Source organism: Methanosarcina barkeri str. Wiesmoor (assembly GCF_000969985.1).
GTDB classification, from domain to species: domain Archaea; phylum Halobacteriota; class Methanosarcinia; order Methanosarcinales; family Methanosarcinaceae; genus Methanosarcina; species Methanosarcina barkeri_B.
Window position 1 is genome coordinate 2555053 of the sequence record NZ_CP009526.1, and the last position, 18716, is coordinate 2573768.

Annotated in this window: 17 protein-coding genes and 2 pseudogenes; 5 read left to right on the forward strand and 14 right to left on the reverse strand. The window is 36.5% G+C overall.

Annotated features, from left to right (window positions below; translation table 11 throughout):
- The first annotated feature begins 738 nt into the window (after positions 1 to 738).
- Entirely contained in the window at positions 739 to 1008 is a 270-nt protein-coding gene (locus tag MSBRW_RS10620) for a hypothetical protein (RefSeq protein ID WP_011307676.1), read from the forward strand.
- A gap of 1049 nt (positions 1009 to 2057) precedes the next feature.
- Here MSBRW_RS10620 and MSBRW_RS21215 read toward each other — a convergent pair.
- The 8 genes and pseudogenes from MSBRW_RS21215 to MSBRW_RS22975 form a co-directional block, all read right to left on the reverse strand.
- Complete coding sequence (locus MSBRW_RS21215; RefSeq protein WP_048102912.1) at positions 2058 to 2213, reverse strand: DUF1328 domain-containing protein; 156 nt, start codon at positions 2211 to 2213, stop codon at positions 2058 to 2060.
- 41 nt (positions 2214 to 2254) lie between these two features.
- A complete protein-coding gene (locus tag MSBRW_RS10630; protein WP_048136541.1) occupies positions 2255 to 2461 on the reverse strand; it encodes a hypothetical protein in 207 nt (68 codons plus the stop codon).
- 473 nt (positions 2462 to 2934) lie between these two features.
- Positions 2935 to 4062 (reverse strand): DUF1015 domain-containing protein, encoded by a 1128-nt coding sequence (locus tag MSBRW_RS10635; protein ID WP_230669693.1) that lies wholly within the window; start codon positions 4060 to 4062, stop codon positions 2935 to 2937.
- Between the two features lie 177 nt (positions 4063 to 4239).
- Complete coding sequence (locus tag MSBRW_RS10640; protein ID WP_011307673.1) at positions 4240 to 5610, reverse strand: MBL fold metallo-hydrolase; 1371 nt, start codon at positions 5608 to 5610, stop codon at positions 4240 to 4242.
- Positions 5611 to 6094: 484 nt separating this feature from the next.
- Positions 6095 to 7495 (reverse strand): COG1470 family protein, encoded by a 1401-nt coding sequence (locus MSBRW_RS10645; RefSeq protein ID WP_011307672.1) that lies wholly within the window; start codon positions 7493 to 7495, stop codon positions 6095 to 6097.
- Between the two features lie 644 nt (positions 7496 to 8139).
- Entirely contained in the window at positions 8140 to 8415 is a 276-nt protein-coding gene (locus MSBRW_RS10650) for a helix-turn-helix domain-containing protein (RefSeq protein ID WP_196297991.1), read from the reverse strand.
- Between the two features lie 3 nt (positions 8416 to 8418).
- Positions 8419 to 8562, reverse strand: a pseudogene (locus MSBRW_RS24465) (hypothetical protein); the annotation flags it as partial.
- 704 nt (positions 8563 to 9266) lie between these two features.
- Positions 9267 to 9407: a hypothetical protein gene (locus MSBRW_RS22975; protein WP_196297992.1), complete on the reverse strand. Its 141-nt coding sequence runs from the start codon at positions 9405 to 9407 to the stop codon at positions 9267 to 9269.
- On the opposite strand from MSBRW_RS22975, the gene MSBRW_RS22245 reads away from it, so the two are divergent.
- Complete coding sequence (locus MSBRW_RS22245) at positions 9406 to 9555, forward strand: hypothetical protein (RefSeq protein WP_155398199.1); 150 nt, start codon at positions 9406 to 9408, stop codon at positions 9553 to 9555. The genes MSBRW_RS22975 and MSBRW_RS22245 overlap by 2 nt on opposite strands.
- 158 nt (positions 9556 to 9713) lie before the next feature.
- On the opposite strand, the gene MSBRW_RS10660 is transcribed toward MSBRW_RS22245, so the two are convergent.
- Entirely contained in the window at positions 9714 to 10448 is a 735-nt protein-coding gene (locus tag MSBRW_RS10660; RefSeq protein WP_198137165.1) for an HAD family hydrolase, read from the reverse strand.
- An 833-nt stretch (positions 10449 to 11281) separates the two neighbouring features.
- On the opposite strand from MSBRW_RS10660, the gene MSBRW_RS10665 reads away from it, so the two are divergent.
- A complete protein-coding gene (locus MSBRW_RS10665) occupies positions 11282 to 11689 on the forward strand; it encodes a hypothetical protein (RefSeq protein WP_011307669.1) in 408 nt (135 codons plus the stop codon).
- A 162-nt stretch (positions 11690 to 11851) separates the two neighbouring features.
- Positions 11852 to 12274 (forward strand): secondary thiamine-phosphate synthase enzyme YjbQ, encoded by a 423-nt coding sequence (locus tag MSBRW_RS10670; protein ID WP_011307668.1) that lies wholly within the window; start codon positions 11852 to 11854, stop codon positions 12272 to 12274.
- A gap of 626 nt (positions 12275 to 12900) precedes the next feature.
- Here MSBRW_RS10670 and MSBRW_RS21220 read toward each other — a convergent pair.
- The 4 genes and pseudogenes from MSBRW_RS21220 to rsgA all read right to left on the reverse strand — a co-directional run.
- Positions 12901 to 13688 (reverse strand): annotated as a pseudogene (locus tag MSBRW_RS21220) (transposase); the annotation flags it as partial.
- Between the two features lie 219 nt (positions 13689 to 13907).
- On the reverse strand, positions 13908 to 14093 hold the full coding sequence (locus MSBRW_RS10680; RefSeq protein ID WP_011307667.1) for a hypothetical protein: 186 nt from the start codon (positions 14091 to 14093) through the stop codon (positions 13908 to 13910).
- A gap of 732 nt (positions 14094 to 14825) precedes the next feature.
- The gene (locus tag MSBRW_RS10685; protein WP_011307666.1) at positions 14826 to 15935 is read right to left on the reverse strand and encodes a DUF362 domain-containing protein; all 1110 of its coding nucleotides are present in this window, start codon (positions 15933 to 15935) and stop codon (positions 14826 to 14828) included.
- A gap of 331 nt (positions 15936 to 16266) precedes the next feature.
- Positions 16267 to 17376, reverse strand: coding sequence for a ribosome small subunit-dependent GTPase A (gene rsgA, locus MSBRW_RS10690; RefSeq protein WP_011307665.1), 1110 nt, complete (start codon positions 17374 to 17376; stop codon positions 16267 to 16269).
- 182 nt (positions 17377 to 17558) lie between these two features.
- Here rsgA and MSBRW_RS10695 point away from each other — a divergent pair, with 182 nt between their 5' ends.
- Complete coding sequence (locus tag MSBRW_RS10695; protein WP_011307664.1) at positions 17559 to 17867, forward strand: hypothetical protein; 309 nt, start codon at positions 17559 to 17561, stop codon at positions 17865 to 17867.
- A gap of 193 nt (positions 17868 to 18060) precedes the next feature.
- Here the strand turns inward: MSBRW_RS10695 and MSBRW_RS10700 are convergent, their stop codons facing one another.
- Positions 18061 to 18426: a ribosome small subunit-dependent GTPase A gene (locus tag MSBRW_RS10700; RefSeq protein WP_011307663.1), complete on the reverse strand. Its 366-nt coding sequence runs from the start codon at positions 18424 to 18426 to the stop codon at positions 18061 to 18063.
- Between the last annotated feature and the right edge of the window lie 290 nt (positions 18427 to 18716).

An 18716-nucleotide genomic window follows, 5' to 3' on the forward strand; every position in this document is an offset into this window, starting at 1 on the left:
GCATATGTATTTTGGCTTTGTAGAAAACTTATCTAGACAAGCTTCAAGATGTTACAAACAAATTGTAAGATGAGATTATGTCTAGAACTTACACAGTTGAACTGGAAAATCAGCATCATTAGACCATTAACTATATAAAATGTGACTTTAATCCGCAGTCGTTGCCGTAATTGATTTTTTTCCTATAGTGCATAGTAGTTATATAGAATAAATTGAATTTTTCATTCATTTTGATATTTGCGAGTTGTAAATTCACATTTTAAATTAATGTTGACAAAAAAATATTTTTGATACATTGGTTTTAATTTTTAACTATTAATCTTTCCAGAACTGTTTGCCATTTTGATCAAAGTACCAGATTTTATAGATGAGCCTATCCAAAAACTTATTTTATTCTAAATTATCATGAGTTTTCGGGATTATTTTAGTGATTAGGTATTCAATTGATTGTTCCAAATACGAGATTCAAAAAGAGGTCATCTCAAAACTTGAAATTTGCTTCTTGGACCTTGTATTTTGAATAATCAATCAAGCTCATGATCATGAAAATAATTCTGAGAATTCCCAATGATTAAGAGTAAAGTGGCTTTTGGGATCGGCTCAAAATCAAATTATGAGTTTTGGGATCAGTTCACGATTTAACTTTAAGGACGCTGTTACGTTTTTTTGGATAGTCTCTTAGGCAAGATAGCCAGTTATTTATGTGAAATAATTAATCTGAATATGGGGGAATTAGTGATGGCATCGAAATTTTCTGCTGAGTTGGAACCTATAATAATGGACAAATTAAAGATTGCACCTGAAGATCGTATTGATATTAGACTATTTCTGGAAAAAGATTCAATCCTTGAGAAAGTGACACTTGAACTTGAGGCAAAAGGACTGGTAATTACAGATACTCAAGAAGGTCCAGATGTCATAATCAGAGGAAATACTGCGATAAAGAACCTTTCTAAAATTGAGGCCGTTGCAGAAGTAGACAGAATCGAACATGACCATCCCCTCTAATGGTGGTTCCTGGTACTAAGTACATCGGTTCTTAACATTTCAAAGCAGGATACATAGAGGGCAAGTTTAATTTAACTGTGATAATGAGAAAGCTGTAAAACTGAATGAATACAGATAGTAAAAAGATAGATAGCAATAGCTATTTATGATTCATTAAATGGTTATTTTGCTTCATCTTACAATGTAGCGTCTATGAATTCGTTATGAAATGAGTTCGTTATGAAATGAGTTGAGGCTTTGCCAAAATTGATGAAAAGGCGTTAAAGGCAAAAAAATAGTTCAAAATGGCTTATTTAATCAAAAAATTACATCTAGTGCCTTTAAATAACAGCGCAAAATGTAGATGAACATATAATTTAGTGATAAAAGCTTAATTAATGCTACATACTATTGATAAATTAATATTTTATATGATCTTCTTCTACAACTTGAATATGTATATGAATATTAATTATGTGTTTAAAATTTAAATAGGGTATTTTTCTTTATTACATAATTAAAAAGTGCCATAATTAAAATTAGTGACATAAAATTTTATTAAATCAAATTTACACTGCATTAATCAAATTTTTTTGCAAAATAAATATTATTACCTAATATTATTGAAAAATAAGGAATCTTGCAGAAAATAGTGGAACCTCAGTTTATTATGAAATGAGTTTATTATGAAACTGTTGTATCCTGAAATTATTTTGCAGACTCAAAACCATTTGGCTCCAATACATGATACAGCAGCAGACGACGCAAAATGTTAAACGTTTAGTGAATTTCAACTCCATTTTTGTATTGTGAAATGATTACGTAAAATGAAGCAAATTTGAAGTTGGACTAAAATAATGGGTCACATGTATACGATATATAACTGCAATAAAAGAAATTAAAAAAGCGAAATAATTTTAGGATAAAACAATGTGCCTGAGGAATAATTATCAGATAAAGTATGGGGAAAAGTAAAATGGCTTTTATCTTTTTGACACTGATATACTACTCTCTATCACCTCAAGTCTATAGGCTATTCTTAACCAGTATTAACCCCGTAAAGGCTACCGTCATAACAAGTACGAGATGATTGCAAGTATGATAAAGATTATGACGAGCCACTTTGCAATATCCATTGATAAACCGGCAACTCCCCTTGCGCCCAGTATATATGCAATCAATGCCAATATTAGAAAGACCACAGCAAGTCCTATCAAACCCGGCATATTCCACTCCCCCAGTGATTATTTATTCAATAAATCAATAATTATATTAAAGCAATTATTAGATTAAAGGTATTTATAATTTGACTGTCAAAGTAAGTGACTTTCTCATAAATGGACATCTTTTTTTTAATTGAAATAGTCTCTTTTAACTCTGAAGACGAGAAGTCCCCTTCTTCAACAATAGTCCCCTTCCTCGACAATTTCTGGCGAAAGCCGGAAAGTGGCAGGTGGAGGATGAAAGCTGTCAACTTCCTTACCTTCTTTTGTAGGCGACAGGAAGGGGTAGTTCACAGTACAAATTATATTCTAAGCCCTTCCTGTCTATCATAATGAAATGGCGGAGGGTTCCGTATTTTTATAACCCTATCTGGTTAGACCGAAGCGACAGAACAAATATACAAACCAAGAACTTTATAAACATTAGGAATTTGTCTCTCATTGAAAATGTAAAGACTGATATTAAATAAATAAAGAAGAATAATATCTGGAAACAAGGATAGCGAAAAGAAAGATAGAAAGGAATAATTGGAAAAAAGAAAGATAGAGAGGAAGAGTAGGAAAAAGAAAGATAGAAAGGAATAATTGGAAAAAAGAAAGATAGAGAGGAAGAGTAGGAAAAAGAAAGATAGAGAGGAAGAGTAGGAAAAAGAAAGATAGAGAAGAAGATAAAGAAAAAGGATAGAATCAAAGAAAACTGAAAGAGACTAAAGGACAGGAAGCCTTATGGAACAATCTTTCTGGCTTCGATATAATACCTCTTCTCGTTTTCCTTTCCAAGAGAAAACGATTTTCTCGGAAGAACCCCTTTCTTTTTAATAAGAGAAAAGAAATCGCTCTTTTTCAATGGGGGAAGGAAGAAACCGATATTACCCTGTTTTTTTCCAAGTTTTTCCACAACTTCAGGATCATGTTCATATTCGATTGAATAATTATCAATGATCTCGTCAAGGGTTTCGACCTCAAGATCGTATACGGGATTATCAAAAATCAGCATGCCAGACCTGTCTTTTGTAATAAACCCTATTGAATGTCCTGCAACCGGAAAATCGGCATTTGAGATAGAAGGTCTGGTTTCTTCGATTCTTGCATCAAATTTTTTGAGCAGCTCTTCAGGTTCAATTCCGCTTACAACTCTGTGAATAGGTTCAAAGGAAAGTCCGGGGTCGTGAACATTTACAAGCTCAACCATTGCGTATCTTGCAGGATGATCGGCCTGTACAGTCCCTTTAATTTGTTCCCAGAAGCTCTTTGCAGCAGCAAGGCTGTGGTTTCCATCACCAACAAGAAGTGTTTCCAGGTTCAGGATTTTATCCGAAATTTCTGTAATTATCTTTTCATCACTGATCCTGTAACCCGCGATGTGACCGCCGTTTTCCATCAGGTTAAAATCATAAACTTTGTTCTCTTCACAAACAAAATCATCAGGGTTTCTGGGAATAACCGAGAAATAAGGATCATCATATAACACTAAGATGTGCGAGAGTTCCAGTTCTGCATTTTCCCTTATCCTGACTCTTGCAGGAAGCCTTTCTTTAATAGTGCCTTCCGTTGGTTTGATAAACGAGTCGGACCCGTTGAACTGGTATTCTTCCAGGTCTATTGCAACAACAAGTCCGGTTCTTTCCTTACCTGAGACCAAACGCCTTACGAGAATAAAACAGGGGCCGTGGTCAACGAGAAGTTTTTTGTAGTCACTTAGGGTTTTATGAATCTTATTTACTCTATTTTCATCTAGCGGAAGATATATTTCCGGATAAATTAAGTTAAAAGTAGAGGGGGCATCTCCAATAAATTCTTCAACTCTTTTCCAGTACTCCGGGTCCTGAGTGTGCTGATCACAGGCAATCACTGCCCACTTTTCCCAATTATCTTTTGGAAGAAGAATGCGTGGAACATGTAAAACCATGGTATGTTAAAAAAAGAGAGAGAATATAAAGATTTCTAAATTCCTTTTCTGAGTACACAGCTTAAAGAAAAAAATAAGCTTGTAAAAATAAGTTTATAAAATCTAAATTTATAAAAAAGTTTATTTTACTGTGTTGTATCCGGCATTTTTCCATGCAGTCATGCTGCCAAGCACATTAGATACATTATTATAGCCATGCTTCTTTAAAATCGAAGCTGCTATACTGGAACGCCTGGAACTATCACAATAAACAATTACCCGAGAGTCCTTCGGGACTTTATCAAGATTTTCTTCAAGCTCCCCAACGTATATATTTTTAGCTCCCTGAATATGTCCTTCATCCCATTCTTTCTCCTTTCTCACATCCAGTAGTGTCATCTCCTCGTGCTTCTCCAGTTTATTCTTCAGATCGTGGACCGAGATGAGACTAACTTCGTCTACAGTTAAGGCTTTCATATACCAGGCTGAAATTCCGCCGCTCAAAAAACCCTTTATATTATCATAACCCAGACGGACCAGATACCTTATAGCGGCTTCAAGCTGTTCTTTTTCCTCCAGCACTAGGAGTATGGGTTTATTATAAGGAAGAACCCAGCCCGCAAATGAAGGTACTCCTCCGAGCCAGATGCTGTAGGAGTTTCTTATATGCGTTCCTCCAAAGGAGTGAGGCATGCGCGTATCAACGATCACTGCTCCTTTTTCTATTTCCGTCCGGAACTCCGCGGGTGAAAGCGGTTTAGGAGTAGGTAGGCCCTGCAGCAGAGGAGCTCCTTGCAGGTTGTACTGTTCCATTTTCTTGAAGTAAGGAGGAAAATCGAGCTGTTCTTCAAGTTTGAACTTGATAAACTCTTCCCTGTTTGTCTTCTGCAGAGCAGGGTTCTGTACGCGCTCAAGTCCAAGCGTACTGTAGTCCCGTTTGGCGATAGCTCCCCCACAAACCGAGCCTGAGCCATGTGCAGGACATAGTATTACTCCATCTCCCAGTGGAAGAATTTTGTTAAATATGCTATCATAGAGATTTGCTGCCAGTCTTGGAGCTTCCTCTGGGCCATAGAGATCGATTCTTCCGGTATCGCCTACAAACAGTGCATCTCCCGTAAAAACCATTACCGGTTCTTTTCCTGTATCAAGGTCTGCCAGGAAGTAGGACATACTCTCATCGGTATGTCCCGGAGTATGTAAAGCCGTCAATTTCATTGAACCGAAATCGAACTCCTGGCCTTCATTTAAGTAGTTCCCATATTTGAAACCCACTCCATGACCATGATAAATCTCTGCGTCTGTAAGCTTCTTCAATTCCAGGGAACCAATTACGTAGTCTTCATTTCTGTGGGTTTCAAAAATATATTTTATGTTCATGCCTTCTCTTCTGGCAAGCTCGACATAGACCTGACAGTCTCTTCGAGGATCGATAACTATGGCTTCATTTTCCGAACCAATGAAATAAGAAAGATGAGCCAGACCTTCCGATTTAATGCGTTCAAATTTCAAGCTAAGCCCCCTTCAGCTCTATATTATGTTTCATGAAATAAGTTTCTGCCTACTGCAGATTTCCCTTTGTCTAATTATATAACCGCATATTTCATATTTTTTATGAAAAAACTCATACATCATATCTTTACGAAAAATTATATTTTTCATATGGTATTCAGAAAGTAAAATTCCAATATAAAATGCGAAATATAATGGCAAAAGGAAGGAGAAGTCTAATGTAAAAGAAAAAGTGGAAAAAGAATGTAGAATTCTAACACAAAAGAAAAAAATTCTAATATCAAAAGCAAAAAGAATGTAGAATTCTAACACAAAAGAAAAAAAATTCTAATATCAAAAGCAAGTAGAATTATAATTGTAAAAATAGGAAAAGTGAAAAATTAATGAGTAGAGACAGAATCTTTGATAATTGAAAGCCAGTCCTGTCAGCTCCTCTTAATTTTTTTTCATTTCAAACTTCATTTTCCGTTTTTTGTTTGAATTTTTATTCGGATTCCCCAACAGTTATTAAGTAGTCGAAACTGTTTATGTTTTTCGAGAGAATTGTAAGTTCCCAGGTTCCGATTGCTCCAGCTGTTCTATACGTTTCTGTATATTTCCCGCTGTCACTCTGATAGCTTGAACTATTTTCCGTCGCCCATATTGGGAATATATATCCTTGAGAGTATACGGTACCACTTTCAGCGGCTTTCACAAGGGTTAGATTAACAGGGCTGGAATTGCATGTCAGGTTTATTTCAAAACTCGGCTCTTCCTTTTCAGGAGAGATACGCACAGATTCATCCTGATCAAAAGTTTCCGCCGAAACTTCAATCGTTATCGGGTCGGCAGTTGTGGTATTAAAGGTTCTTACGTAAGGACGTGTAGGCTGTTTATCAACCGTAAAGCTCAGGCTTATTTGCGGAACGGATCCATCATTCTCGTTCCCATCAGCGTTCATTTCGATATAAGCATCATAACTTCCGCTCGCATCCTCCGGGACTGGAACTCTGATGGTCATATTAGCAATTTCGCCGGCTTTTATGGTTGAAGGTGCGGAGATCTCTATTGTATCATCACTAAAAGATGGTTCGTCAAATGAATAGTCATATATCTCGTATTTCATTAACTTCGGATCGATAGTAACATCTTTGCCTGCCACGTTTTTAATTTTTATAACGTATATATATTCCTTTCCAGGCTCAACGGTGTCAGAAACATAACTTGTCTGAAGCTCAAGCTTCGGACGGACAGGCACTGAGACCCAAAGTTGCATTGCATTGACATACATAGGATCACTATATCCTTCAGTATATAGATAATCATCATATCCTTCAGTATATAGATAATCATCATATCCTTCAGTATATAGATAATCATCATATCCTTCAGCAGGTTCCTGAATATATACAGGAGTATCATATTTTTCTGGATAGGTATCATTTGTGAAAGCTACCTGGGCTTCATACTCCCCACTTTCCGCATCCTCAGGAACACTTACCTCAATGGTAAAATTCTGCTCTACACCAGGGCTTAACGTTACATTTTCAGGTAAAATCGTAATCCAGCTTTCGTTTACAACATCATAGTAATCGTTAGATGGAGCTGCAACTTTCGGAGCTATGTCGAGGTTTTCGTTACCTTCGTTCCTGAAACTAACGTTGAAAGTTTCATATTCTCCCGGCATGAGATCTACCGAATAGTAATCTGGTTTTATATCATGTACGGTGTAATTCCCGTAAATTTCTTCCAGTCCAGGAACTATATTCCTTTCATAAGTTCCATTTTCGTAGATAACTGTTCCATTAAGCTCTTCTGGCTGAGCAAACGCAGCCGGTAACAATATCAGGCAAAACAATAAACTAAAAAACTGGGATGCTGCCTTCAATGCTGTACTTTTACTCATGTTTCTGGCTCCTTTCTTCTGATGAGGAATATTTCTAACCGACGCACCCAGGGTCTCCAATCTCCTGCAAGTTAGCAGCACAAGACTCTTGCTTCGGAAATTTATACTTTTTAACAGATCAAAAAGAATGAATATTTTTTATGATGTGTATAAGTTCATTATATGTCCCTCTATAAAATACTTATGGGACTTGAAAATATTTATGAAGATTAAAATGGAGCTTACAAAATAAACACTGAATTTGTTTCTCGAAAACTATGAATTTAAGATCAGAAAAATAGAGTCAAGGATTGTATAAGGAAAACTTTAAATATTTTCAATAAGTACGGTAGTTTAAAAAGGATTTACTTAAATACAAACTTGATTATTGTAATTTGATAAATGTCTACAGGTGACGTCTTCAGATAAGATCTCCAAATGACGTTTTTAGATGGCATTTTCATAGGATATATTCATGTAAAATAGCTATTTATTATGATTTGTTTTTAAATTATGAAATTATTCATATATTTAATATGTTTTATCACATAGCATTTATATTTCTTTATTCTCAAGGATATTTCTTTTTTGCAAGGCTATATTCATTTTCGGACACTGCGCATCGGCTTGCCCATACTCAGGAAAACAAGCATGTGCCTGCTTTTTCAGGGTTTCTTTCGGGAAGTTTCTCTCTTTTTTTCCAGAAGTCCCCATAATTTTTCACATTCACTGGCTGTAAGCCCGATTTGTTTGACAAGGTATTCTTCCGTTTTCTGGTTCTTTACCGTGTCTTTTATCAAATGGCTTATTGTATCCCTATGATGCCCTGTTATTCGTTCAATACTTCTTATTCCATTTTTTTCAAGAAATAGCCGATATATCAGTTTTATCTCATCTGCGGATAGATGCTTACGATAAACAGCGGTACCTTTTGTATCCATAAAAAACTTTCCGCAATGTTTACAGTAGTACCGTTGGTGCCCGGTTTTATACTTTCCTCGCTTTATAATAGCTTTCCCTTCTATCCTGAGATAATATTTGCATTCAGGATTTGGGCAAACAGTCTCATTTTGGTTTTCAACTGACATAATATAATCAATAAGTTGTAACTTCAATAATATATTTATTTTGCTCGGTTCAATTTCAAACACTTTATTTTAGACAGATTCATTCTCATAAAGAAAAGCGTTATTCAAAATTCATAATCAGATTGACTCATACAGTTATATAAATAAAATCCATCATATTTATTATTTATGAAAACAGATACGAAAATGTAGAACCCTTCCTGTAAAAATTTAAATTTATCCGTAAACTTTGATACTGCAAGAAAATTCTGAACCCTCAAGAGAGATCATTTGCTTTCATCAGCCCGAAAAAATGAAAAATAAGTATTAAAATCCTCACTGTTCATAGTTATCAATTTTAAAACTTAATTTTATAATATTTAAATTTAAATTTTTTAATATTTAGATCTAATTACCACCTTAGTATAGCCTTCTGCATGCTGAGAAAAATCCCTGTAAGCAGCAGTCGCGTCCTTAATGGAGATCCTGTGACTTACTATAAAACTTATTCCACACTTCTGTAATTATCATATTCCTAAGTATTAAAATGATATTCTTAACAGAAATCTGGCCTGTTTTAATTGCTAACCTTTTTCCCAAAGCTGTCCAAAAAACAGAACATACTCGCCTTATTTGGTATATTCGTTGGCGCCGCCTGGTTTGTCCACGGTGAAGACTCCTATAATCTCAAGATGGCCTGTAGGATTTACTAACCTTACAAGGTGTCAGCTTACCTGGGTAGAGTTTTTCTTTTGAGGAATCAGCCCTATCCCTGGGGCCTGATAGCTGACCGCATTCATGCCAGACATCACGCCCTTCATTTTCTCCTCACCTGGCAAAAGGGATTGCACAATTCGAGGGTTCATGGCCCCTAGCGTTTCAATTACAGTTGCAGGGCCTCTCCTGGTGACTTCAATAGAGCACCTGCACTCTCAACCAGGTTTTGTACGCCGGATACAAAACCCTGCATTTTTTTCTTTTCCTGGCAGCAGCATATCCACAGCTGAATGCTGAGACCTTAATTTTTCAATCTGGACTACCAGGTAGCTCATGGTAAAATCGACATGTATAGCATTTATACTCCTGACAGTTTCAGCCTTTCCGGGAGATTTTACGCTTTATTACGTTATTTCAAGTACATACTGAGATTCTAAAAATAAAAGGAATAGTCTTTACTCGCTAAAAAGCTCGGATAAACTTTTTACTATTTTTACATACGGATATTGTAAAAACTCAGTTTCCTTTGTCGTTCCTGTGGTCACGGCCACAAAATCAACATTTGCTGCGAGGGCTGTTTTAGCATCAATAAGACTATCTCCAATATAGAGCACATTATCGAGTTGTACTTTAAGGTTGTCAACTGCAAGCAGTAATCCTTCTGGAGACGGCTTGGGGACTTTAACATCCTCTCCTCCAACAATAATATCTATTAAATCCAGGACTCCATGCATGTTTAAAGTTTCAACTATTCTAAAATGATATTTTGTGGTTACAATGCCTGTATTGTGCCCACTCTGCTTTAATCGCTCTAATGTATTTACTGTGTCAGCATACAGCACGGTATCTCTAGACATTACCTCGTTAGCCTTTTCCCGAAAAAAGCTCAGAAAACGATTTATCAAAACTTCGTTTTCATTATTTGTTAACTGAATAAATGCTTTGTCGAGTGGAAGTCCGACGGTTCTTTTTATACTTTCACGGTCAAAGCAGGGAATGTCCAGCTTATTGAAGGCGTAGTTGAAACTTGACACAATACCATTCGTTGCATCGGCTAGTGTATAATCAAAATCAAAGATGACAGTACTATATTTCATATCTCCCGCCTTGAGTCCTGCTGTTAACATAGAATCCTGCAGGAGTATAATAGAATCCTGCGCTATTGATATAAAGTCCTGCTGTACTGGCATAATATCTTTTCGCTCAAAAGCAAAGATTTTTTATTTACTCTTTACATTCGCATGCTTTATATTTTTAGAATTAAGGACACAAAATGTAGGGTAGATATTATTCTTAAAGGCATTTGCTACAGGTACTTTTGTCATAACTATCCAACAAAAAAATAAAAATTCATATACAGGATAATTTAATAAGAATTCATTCAGCTATTTCATGAGTTAATTACAGAATTTGAAGCTTTTGGCGGATATTATTCTGAATCTATTCATACTGCACTATTCAGGATAAAAGTATTTGACAGATTAATAATGTGTTGTAAATAATTACTACCTATATAATTTAATACTAATCGGAACTTAGCTCCAATATTAAAAGCATATAGCCGTTACTGAGAACCTTATCTGATGGCCTGGAGTTCCAGATCAAAATTACCAGTGTGGTTTTGTGTCAAAACTCTTATCAAAAAATAAGATGTAAACCAGGCATAAATGAGCTAATTGAGAGGATAAAATCAAAAGAAATATACATATTAAGAAGTAACACAAAACAAACTAGCTCTTTATCAGACCTTTAAATGATATGTAAATCTTCTGTATATGATCTAAAAGATTTTGCCCGGAATTAAAATAATAATTACATATTATTCAACTACTTAATATTATTCAACTACTTAATATTATTCAACTACTTAATATTATTTAAAAAATAAATATGAACATCTATTATTAATAATCTGCCGAGGGAAAGTTGATTGATAAACGAATCTAATAATAAAAGCTGGATTAAAATATGTGGAGTTTTACTGGTAGTCTTTGTCATACTAACTTTGATATTAGGAGTAAAAATGTCGGGCATGAGATCTCCCGATTACCAGCATGGCTACGAAGACGGCTACCGAGACAGCTATCAGACTGCTTTCAATGGAAACTATTATGATGTCAAAGGTGGCTTAGGTGAGAATAGTAGCTATAACGAAGGTTACGTACACGGCTATGATGAAGGCTACCCCGATGGTCAACTAGACCTTGGAGCTCACGAGGGACGTGGAACAAGCCAGGCTCTCGAGACCAGTCAGGAACTCAAAACTAGCCAGGAACTCAAAACCAGCCAGAATAATGAAACCAGCAAAGATAACGAGACCAACCATGACAGTGAAACCAGCTCGAACAGTGGAACCAGCTCGAACAGTGAAACCAGCTCGAGCAGTGATACCACAGAGGGTCGCCAAATTAGCTTCAAGAGTGAAAGTTAAGGCAATTGGCATTATAGAAGCCAAAAATGGATATCTCCATAATCTTTCCTGGTTTTTGCATCGATTCTATTCTTTAGAAGCAGTGCAGCAGTAGCAAGACTAACAGGAAATTTCTCATATACTTAGAAAAATTTATCAACATGACTGGTCAATTATCTTTTCATGCCTGTGGAAACAAGAGAAATCTCAGTAACTGGAAAAGAAGACTGCGGAATTGTTGATATTACTGAGATAATCTCAGAAGAGGTAAGAAAATCAAAAATAAGAAACGGAACGGTTACGATCTTTTGTATTGGGTCAACCGGAGCAATAACTACGATGGAATTTGAGCCTAATCTCTCAAAAGATGTCTCTGAAACGCTTGATCAGCTAATCCCTCTTGATAGGGACTATCACCATCACAAAACCTGGGGAGATTATAACGGAGGCTCGCATTTAAGAGCTATGCTCATCGGCCCGAGCCTTACAGTGCCTTTTGTTGAAAAAAACCTTACTCTTGGAACCTGGCAACAGATTGTATACATTAACTTTGACAGGATTGAAAAGGTAAGAAGAATCGTACTGCAGATTCTCGGGGAATTTTAAACATCTTTGTTTCCTAAAAGAGAGGTTTCTTTAAGAGCCACGTTATTATAATTATTATTCTAAAAAAAGCTATTTTCGCTAAAAGAATCTTATTGTTTAAGAGCCCACTTCCCGCAGTAAATTTTCGTAAATTCATATTTTTACTGCTATCGATTTTCAATCAAATGTAGATTTATTGGACTTTTATGCAGTAGGTAAAAGCAACGATGTGGTGTATTTAGAGACCAAAAACGATATCATTCAATTTTCACCAAATACCATTAAAAATCCAAATTATTTGCTCTGTTCCAAAAACGCTATCAGGAAAAATATTGATTTTCAAAAAAATACTGCGGAATGTAGGTAAGAGGATAGCTGATTAGTATATCCTTTGATAAATTCATATGAACCTTCGATCTTTCTAGTTATTGATTTTCAATATCAGTTTTATTACTTTTTTCTTATTCATATGCTTTTATTATCTCTACATATTCTTGGATTACATATATTGGAAGTCCAGTAAAAAACGCTATATCTCATTAGTTTTATCCGGCCGTATAGAGCTTTTCTATGCGTGTTCCATCTTTGATGTATAGATCTACCGATGTATAGATCTACTGATGTACAGATCTACCGATGTATCTATCTACCGACGCAGTCTTAAGTGTTAAATTCCTGTTTGATTTCAGGGAAAAATCCTTCTCTTCCATTATTTAGTGAATCTTTTAGAAGCTCTATAGCTTCTTCGTCACTAAGCTCTTCAAGCTTAGTTCTAAAAGAGTAGTTAATTTCTATCAACTCATTATTTACTCTGAATTTCTTAGGAAGCTTTTTTGTTTTCGACTACTTTCTGAACCTCTTTTGCTTCCTGTAACTTCTTCATAACAGCTCTTGATTTTGCTTCTAGCTGTTTTTGTAGAGATTCAGAGAAATAGAAGTACTTTATACTACTTGGCTTGATGATTTTTATTCCATATATGCCTGTTTCGGGATCGATCAGTTCTGCTCATCAGTTCTGCTCTTTTCAGATCAAAGTTCTCAATTATTTTATTATCACTCGAATTCAGTTTCATAGAAGTGAGATAATCCATCTCGGCATCCTTTATCAGGTTGAGATTCTCTTCGGTATTAGCTCCTTTATCAAAAACAATAAGAGAACCTTTTAAGTCTACTTTTAACCTGTTTATAAATATCGGAAAAGTGCTCTAGATCAAGAACGTTTCCTTTACACTGTAATTCCAATAGGTATGTTTATGGGATTAACTAGTTCACTAATTCCAACTGTTATCTGCAGCTTATCAGTTCTGTGATCTCTGCTATATCCGAATTTACCAAGGTTAGCTTCAGTTCCGTGAAGGACTATACTCGTCCAATCAAGGTTTATATTAGTCTTTTCAAAACCATAGACAGAAAATTTCGACTTCAGAAATACCGATTCTCTTGGGCTTCAACTTGTAAATATTCTCATAGAACAGATCGAAGGCTGTATTGAACTTAAAAAAGACTCTGGAACTGAGTTTCTGATCATGTTCAAAAGGCAGGAAAAATGAATGTAAGAGACATGGAATTTAAACTGAATCTTTAGGCCGATTCTCTAAACTAAACTTCTCACACAGAAAAAAAGGCAAAAAAATGATAGATTTAAACAAGAACTTTAAAAAGATGCGTCAACATAATCGACAGGCCTTTTAAAAACAGCTGCTATCATACCGTTTTCGTCGATCTCGTCCGCAAACTTGATGAGTTCCCAGCCTTCAGTCCCGAGGCTGTTAAGATCTTCTTTTGCCTTTGACCACTCACTGAACCTTATCTCTTTAACATCATATTCCCAGATGGTCACTCTAATTCATCTCCAGTAAAGTTGGGTAAGATTAACTCATATATTAAGTGGTGGCATCTGCTATATTTAGCTTTTTAAAAAATAGATTTGCGATTAAAGCAACTAAAGTTGATTTGTGGGTTGATTTAAGAATTGAGTAAAAATTGACCTGAAAATTGATTTGTAAATTTATTAAGAATTTAGACCCCTTGAAAAATGATTAGTTTTTTAAGGGATATTAAACTTTATTTGCCCAATTAAATATAGTGTCAGCCCTCCCCCAGTTAAGGTACATTCATTAAATGATCTATTTGCTGTTTAAATGACTTAAATACTTTAATTGTTAAATTAAACGTTGATTTATCCTTACTTTTAACATTGAATTTTGTATGGATGAAAATGACATCAGATGCCTTATTTATAAATAAACATAAATTGTAAAAGAATAAAGTATTTATCTCAATTTTTTCTTGATTTAAAAGAGTATTATAGATTATTTATCTAAAAAATTGATTTTTAGACTGTACCTTAATTGGGGGAACTCTAAATGCATACTTATCATCTAAAATAAGTATTGTATGCCCTTAGTTTTAGTACTGATTTGGAAGGACCCTATAAGAATTGATCTGAAAATTGACCTTAGTTAATCCTTATAACTAAGTATATATTCAGGACTTTTTATATAAAAAACAAATAAAAAGAAAAAGTTGTTGAGAATTAATAACTCAGACTTCAATATGTCTTTGAATTAACTCAAATCTCAACAAGTTCATACTCACGTTTTCCAAACCCGATTTCTTCTCCGTACTTGAGCTGGTGGGTTCCATCGATCATTGGCCATGCTCCCCTGAACTTATCGGCTCCAGCTTCGTGGTTGCACTGAAGGGAGGAGTTGACGAGCCCTTTTTGCCTATTTACGAGGTCGTAGCTTGCCTGGTCAAGAGCAACAGGGTCTTTTGAGGCAAGAATTCCTATATCCGGTACGATAGGAGCATCACTCCAGGGTACACAGTCGCAGTCAGGTGTAATTTTAAGCAGGAAATTTATGTAACCTACTTTCTCTTCCTTTCCTTTTACTGCCCCATAAGCGTACTCAGTAAGACATTCCAGAAAGTTTGGAATATCATGTTCCCAATCTATAGTTATAGCTCCCACAGGGCAAACTTCCATGCACTGTCCGCAGCTTATACAGATATTAGGATCAATCATTGAGACTTCTCCCAGAAGATAAGGGGCTCCTACAGGACAGATTTTAATACATTTCTGGCAGCCTATGCACTTTTCTTCAACCACATGCGGGCTTGTCGGGAAATGCTGTTCCTTCTTGCCGGATGCCGGAGCACAGCCCATAGCAAGGTTCTTGATAGCTCCTCCGAAGCCCGCCATAATGTGCCCTTTAAAATGGGACATCACAATCATGGAATCGGCGGCAGCAATATCCGACCCTATTTTTACGGATTTAAAATGTTTCTTTCCGATCTCAACATCTGCAACGTTCTGGCTCTTCAAACCGTCTGATATGATAAGCGGGGCTCTGACAACGGAATAATCAAAACCATGTTCAATCGCAGTCGTCAGGTGGTCAACCGAATTGTGCCGGCTGCCTGAATAAAGCGTATTCGTGTCCGTAATAAACGGTTTTGCTCCAGATGCCCGGATTTTTTCTACGACCTGCCGCACAAAAACAGGATTTATATATCCGTCACTTCCGTACTCTCCAAAATGAATCTTAATTGCAGTCAGATCACCTTCTCCAAGGAGTTCAGCAAAATCTGCTTCGTCAAAAAGCTTCTGGATCTTGCTGATCGTACTCTCCTCTGGATTTCTCGCCCTGAGATCTGCAAAATAAACTTTACTTGCCATTAAGTGCCTCCTAAATCTGAATTAATGTTTTTATAAAACTATGCAGTTAAAAAAGTGTTGTTCATTTTTAGGTATTGCGCTGTTTGGAGAGAACAAGAGAGAACGAAAAACGCTGCTTCAGTCGATTAGCTTCAGTCGATTAGCTTCAGTTGGTCAGATTCAGTCGATTAGCTTCAGTCAGTTAGCTTCAGTCGATTAAATTCGCGTAGTATGCTGAGGCGGTAAAATATAACACAACATAATGCTAAGAGTAATGCTAAGAGTAATGCTAAGAGTAATGCTAAAGAGGCTATAAATTCCTGATATATCCTGTCAAAAAATACGCTTTATTTCATGACTTGCCTGTAAATTTCCGATATTTCTTTATATTCACTGCAATTTCCTTGTATTTTTCTTTTTCAAGTCTTTTCAGCCCAATTTCTGCTTTTTTTGACTGAAATATGAGTTCTTCAGTTAATCTGTGATAACTGGCAAGCCGTTCCTCACGAATAAGCCCGTCTTCAACCGCCTTCAGTACAGCACAGCCCGGCTCATCGCGGTGAGTGCAGTCTTTAAACTTGCAATTACGGGCTGCGTCAACAATTTCGGAAAAAGCTTTTTCAAGCCCGTCCGCAGAGTCACCGAGCTGGATTTCTCTGATTCCGGGATTGTCTATAAGAACCGCTCCGTTAGAAAGCAGGAAGAGTTGGCGAACTGTGGTTGTATGCCTGCCTTTTTCATCGTCTTTCCGGATATCTCCGGTTTTCTGGACGGTTTCGCCAAGAAGAGCGTTGATAAGCGTGGATTTTCCGACGCCTGAGGACCCTATTAATGCAACTGTTTCCCCAGGGTTGAGGTAAGGGCTAAGTTCGTCAAGCCCGGTTTTTGAAAGGGCGCTTAATGGAATAACCGGCACGTCACCTGTAATGGACTGGATTTTTTCTACCAGCCGGGTTGGTTTATCTTCAAGGTCGATTTTGTTAAGTAAAATCACAGGGTTTGCCCCGGAAGAATACACAATGGCAAGATACCTCTCAAGCCTTCGAAGGTTGAGATCCTTACCAACCGACGTCACGATAAAAATGGTATCAAGGTTTACAGCAATTACCTGCTCTCCGCTCCCATCTCCTGCTGCACCTCTTGAAAGGCAGGTCCTCCTGGGCAGAATATTCACAACCATGCGTGAGCCCAGTTCAGGCTGGTCAAGTAAAACGACAAAATCCCCTACAACCGGCTGCTTTCCAATTTTTAGAAGTGCACCTGAGATTCCTGCCTGTACGACAGCTCCAGAGACAAGGACCTCGCAGACCGTTTTATGCCTCGATGCAACTCTTCCGGGAGTGTAGGGGCCTTTGTAGGCAGAAAATGCCAGTTCAAGATCTTCGTTCCATCCTGGGATTTTATTAGGGTCAGAGTGAGCTAGATTATGACCTGAACTTTTTGCTTCGTTATGATTGTTCATAAGATGGAAATATCCGATTAAATGGATAAATATTTTGATATTTTGTCCTGTAAAAGTTCAATTGTGCCTGAAAATTCCTTCTTATTCCGGCTGAAAAAGTTCCCTGTTGGAGAACTGACTTCATTTTAAACTCTTTTTCTCTTTTCAAACTCTTTTTATAGTAAAGTGGCAAATTCAAAATAATGATTGATTCTGCATCTTTACAAATAATTGCAATTTTTATTGTCATTGTCATAGCCGTTTTACTTATATTCTCACGTTTAGGGAAAAGGCTCGATAAGGTTGATAAATACATTAAAAGCTGTGCTAAAGAGGAAGAAAATGAGAGCGAAAATGAAAAAGAAGACGCAATGGCGATTGGACTTTCCCTTGGCATGTCATTCGGTTTGATACTTGGCCTTATGATGGACAATCTAACCCTGGGGATTGCTCTCGGACCTGCCCTTGGAATGGCTTTTGGAGCTTTGTATGGGAAAAAAGGGAAGAAATAGTACGTGATTCAATCAGAGTGGAGATATAAGAGCATTTGATCCGCTTATTCAAATGTTAGATGATTTTATACAAATACATATGTAAGAAAGTATTCAGCAGAAGATCTTAAGAGCCTATCTTTTCTTGAATTTTTCCTTTTCAAGTCGTTTCAGCCCAATTTCTGCTTTTTTGACTGGAATATGAGCTCTTCAGTTAATCTGTGATAGCTGGCAAGCCGTTCTTCTGGAATAAGCCCGTCTTCAACTGCCTCTTCCTGGGCAGAATATTCACAACCATGCGTGAGCCCAGTTCAGGCTGGTCAAGCAAAACGACAAAATCCCCTACAACCGGCTGCTTCCCAATTTTCAGAAGTGCACCTGAGATTTCCACCTGTACGACAGCTCCAGAGACAAGGACCTGGCAGACCGTTTTATGCCTTGATGCAACTCTTCCAGGAGTGTAGGGGCCTTTGTAGGCAGAAAAAACCAGTTCAAGATCTTCGTTCCATCCTGGAATTTTATTATTGTCGTCGTGAACTGAATTGTGACCTGAACTTTCCGTTTCGCTATGGTTGTTCATAAGATGGAAGTATTCGATTAAATGGACAAATATTTTTTATTTGTTCTGTAAAAGTTCAATTATGCCTGAAAACTTCATCATTTACCGAATGCAAAAGGCCTGTGAACAAACTTCATTTTTTCCCTGAAATTTCAGAATTAAAGGGTTGAAGCTACATAACTTCATATTATGTTTAAAAAGATGATTAGGATTTCAATTAAGTTACACAGCCCACTGAGATTGTAAAAACACAATATGAGCCTATCCCAAAAGCCATTTAGTCCTTAATCATCAAGAATTTTCAGGATTGT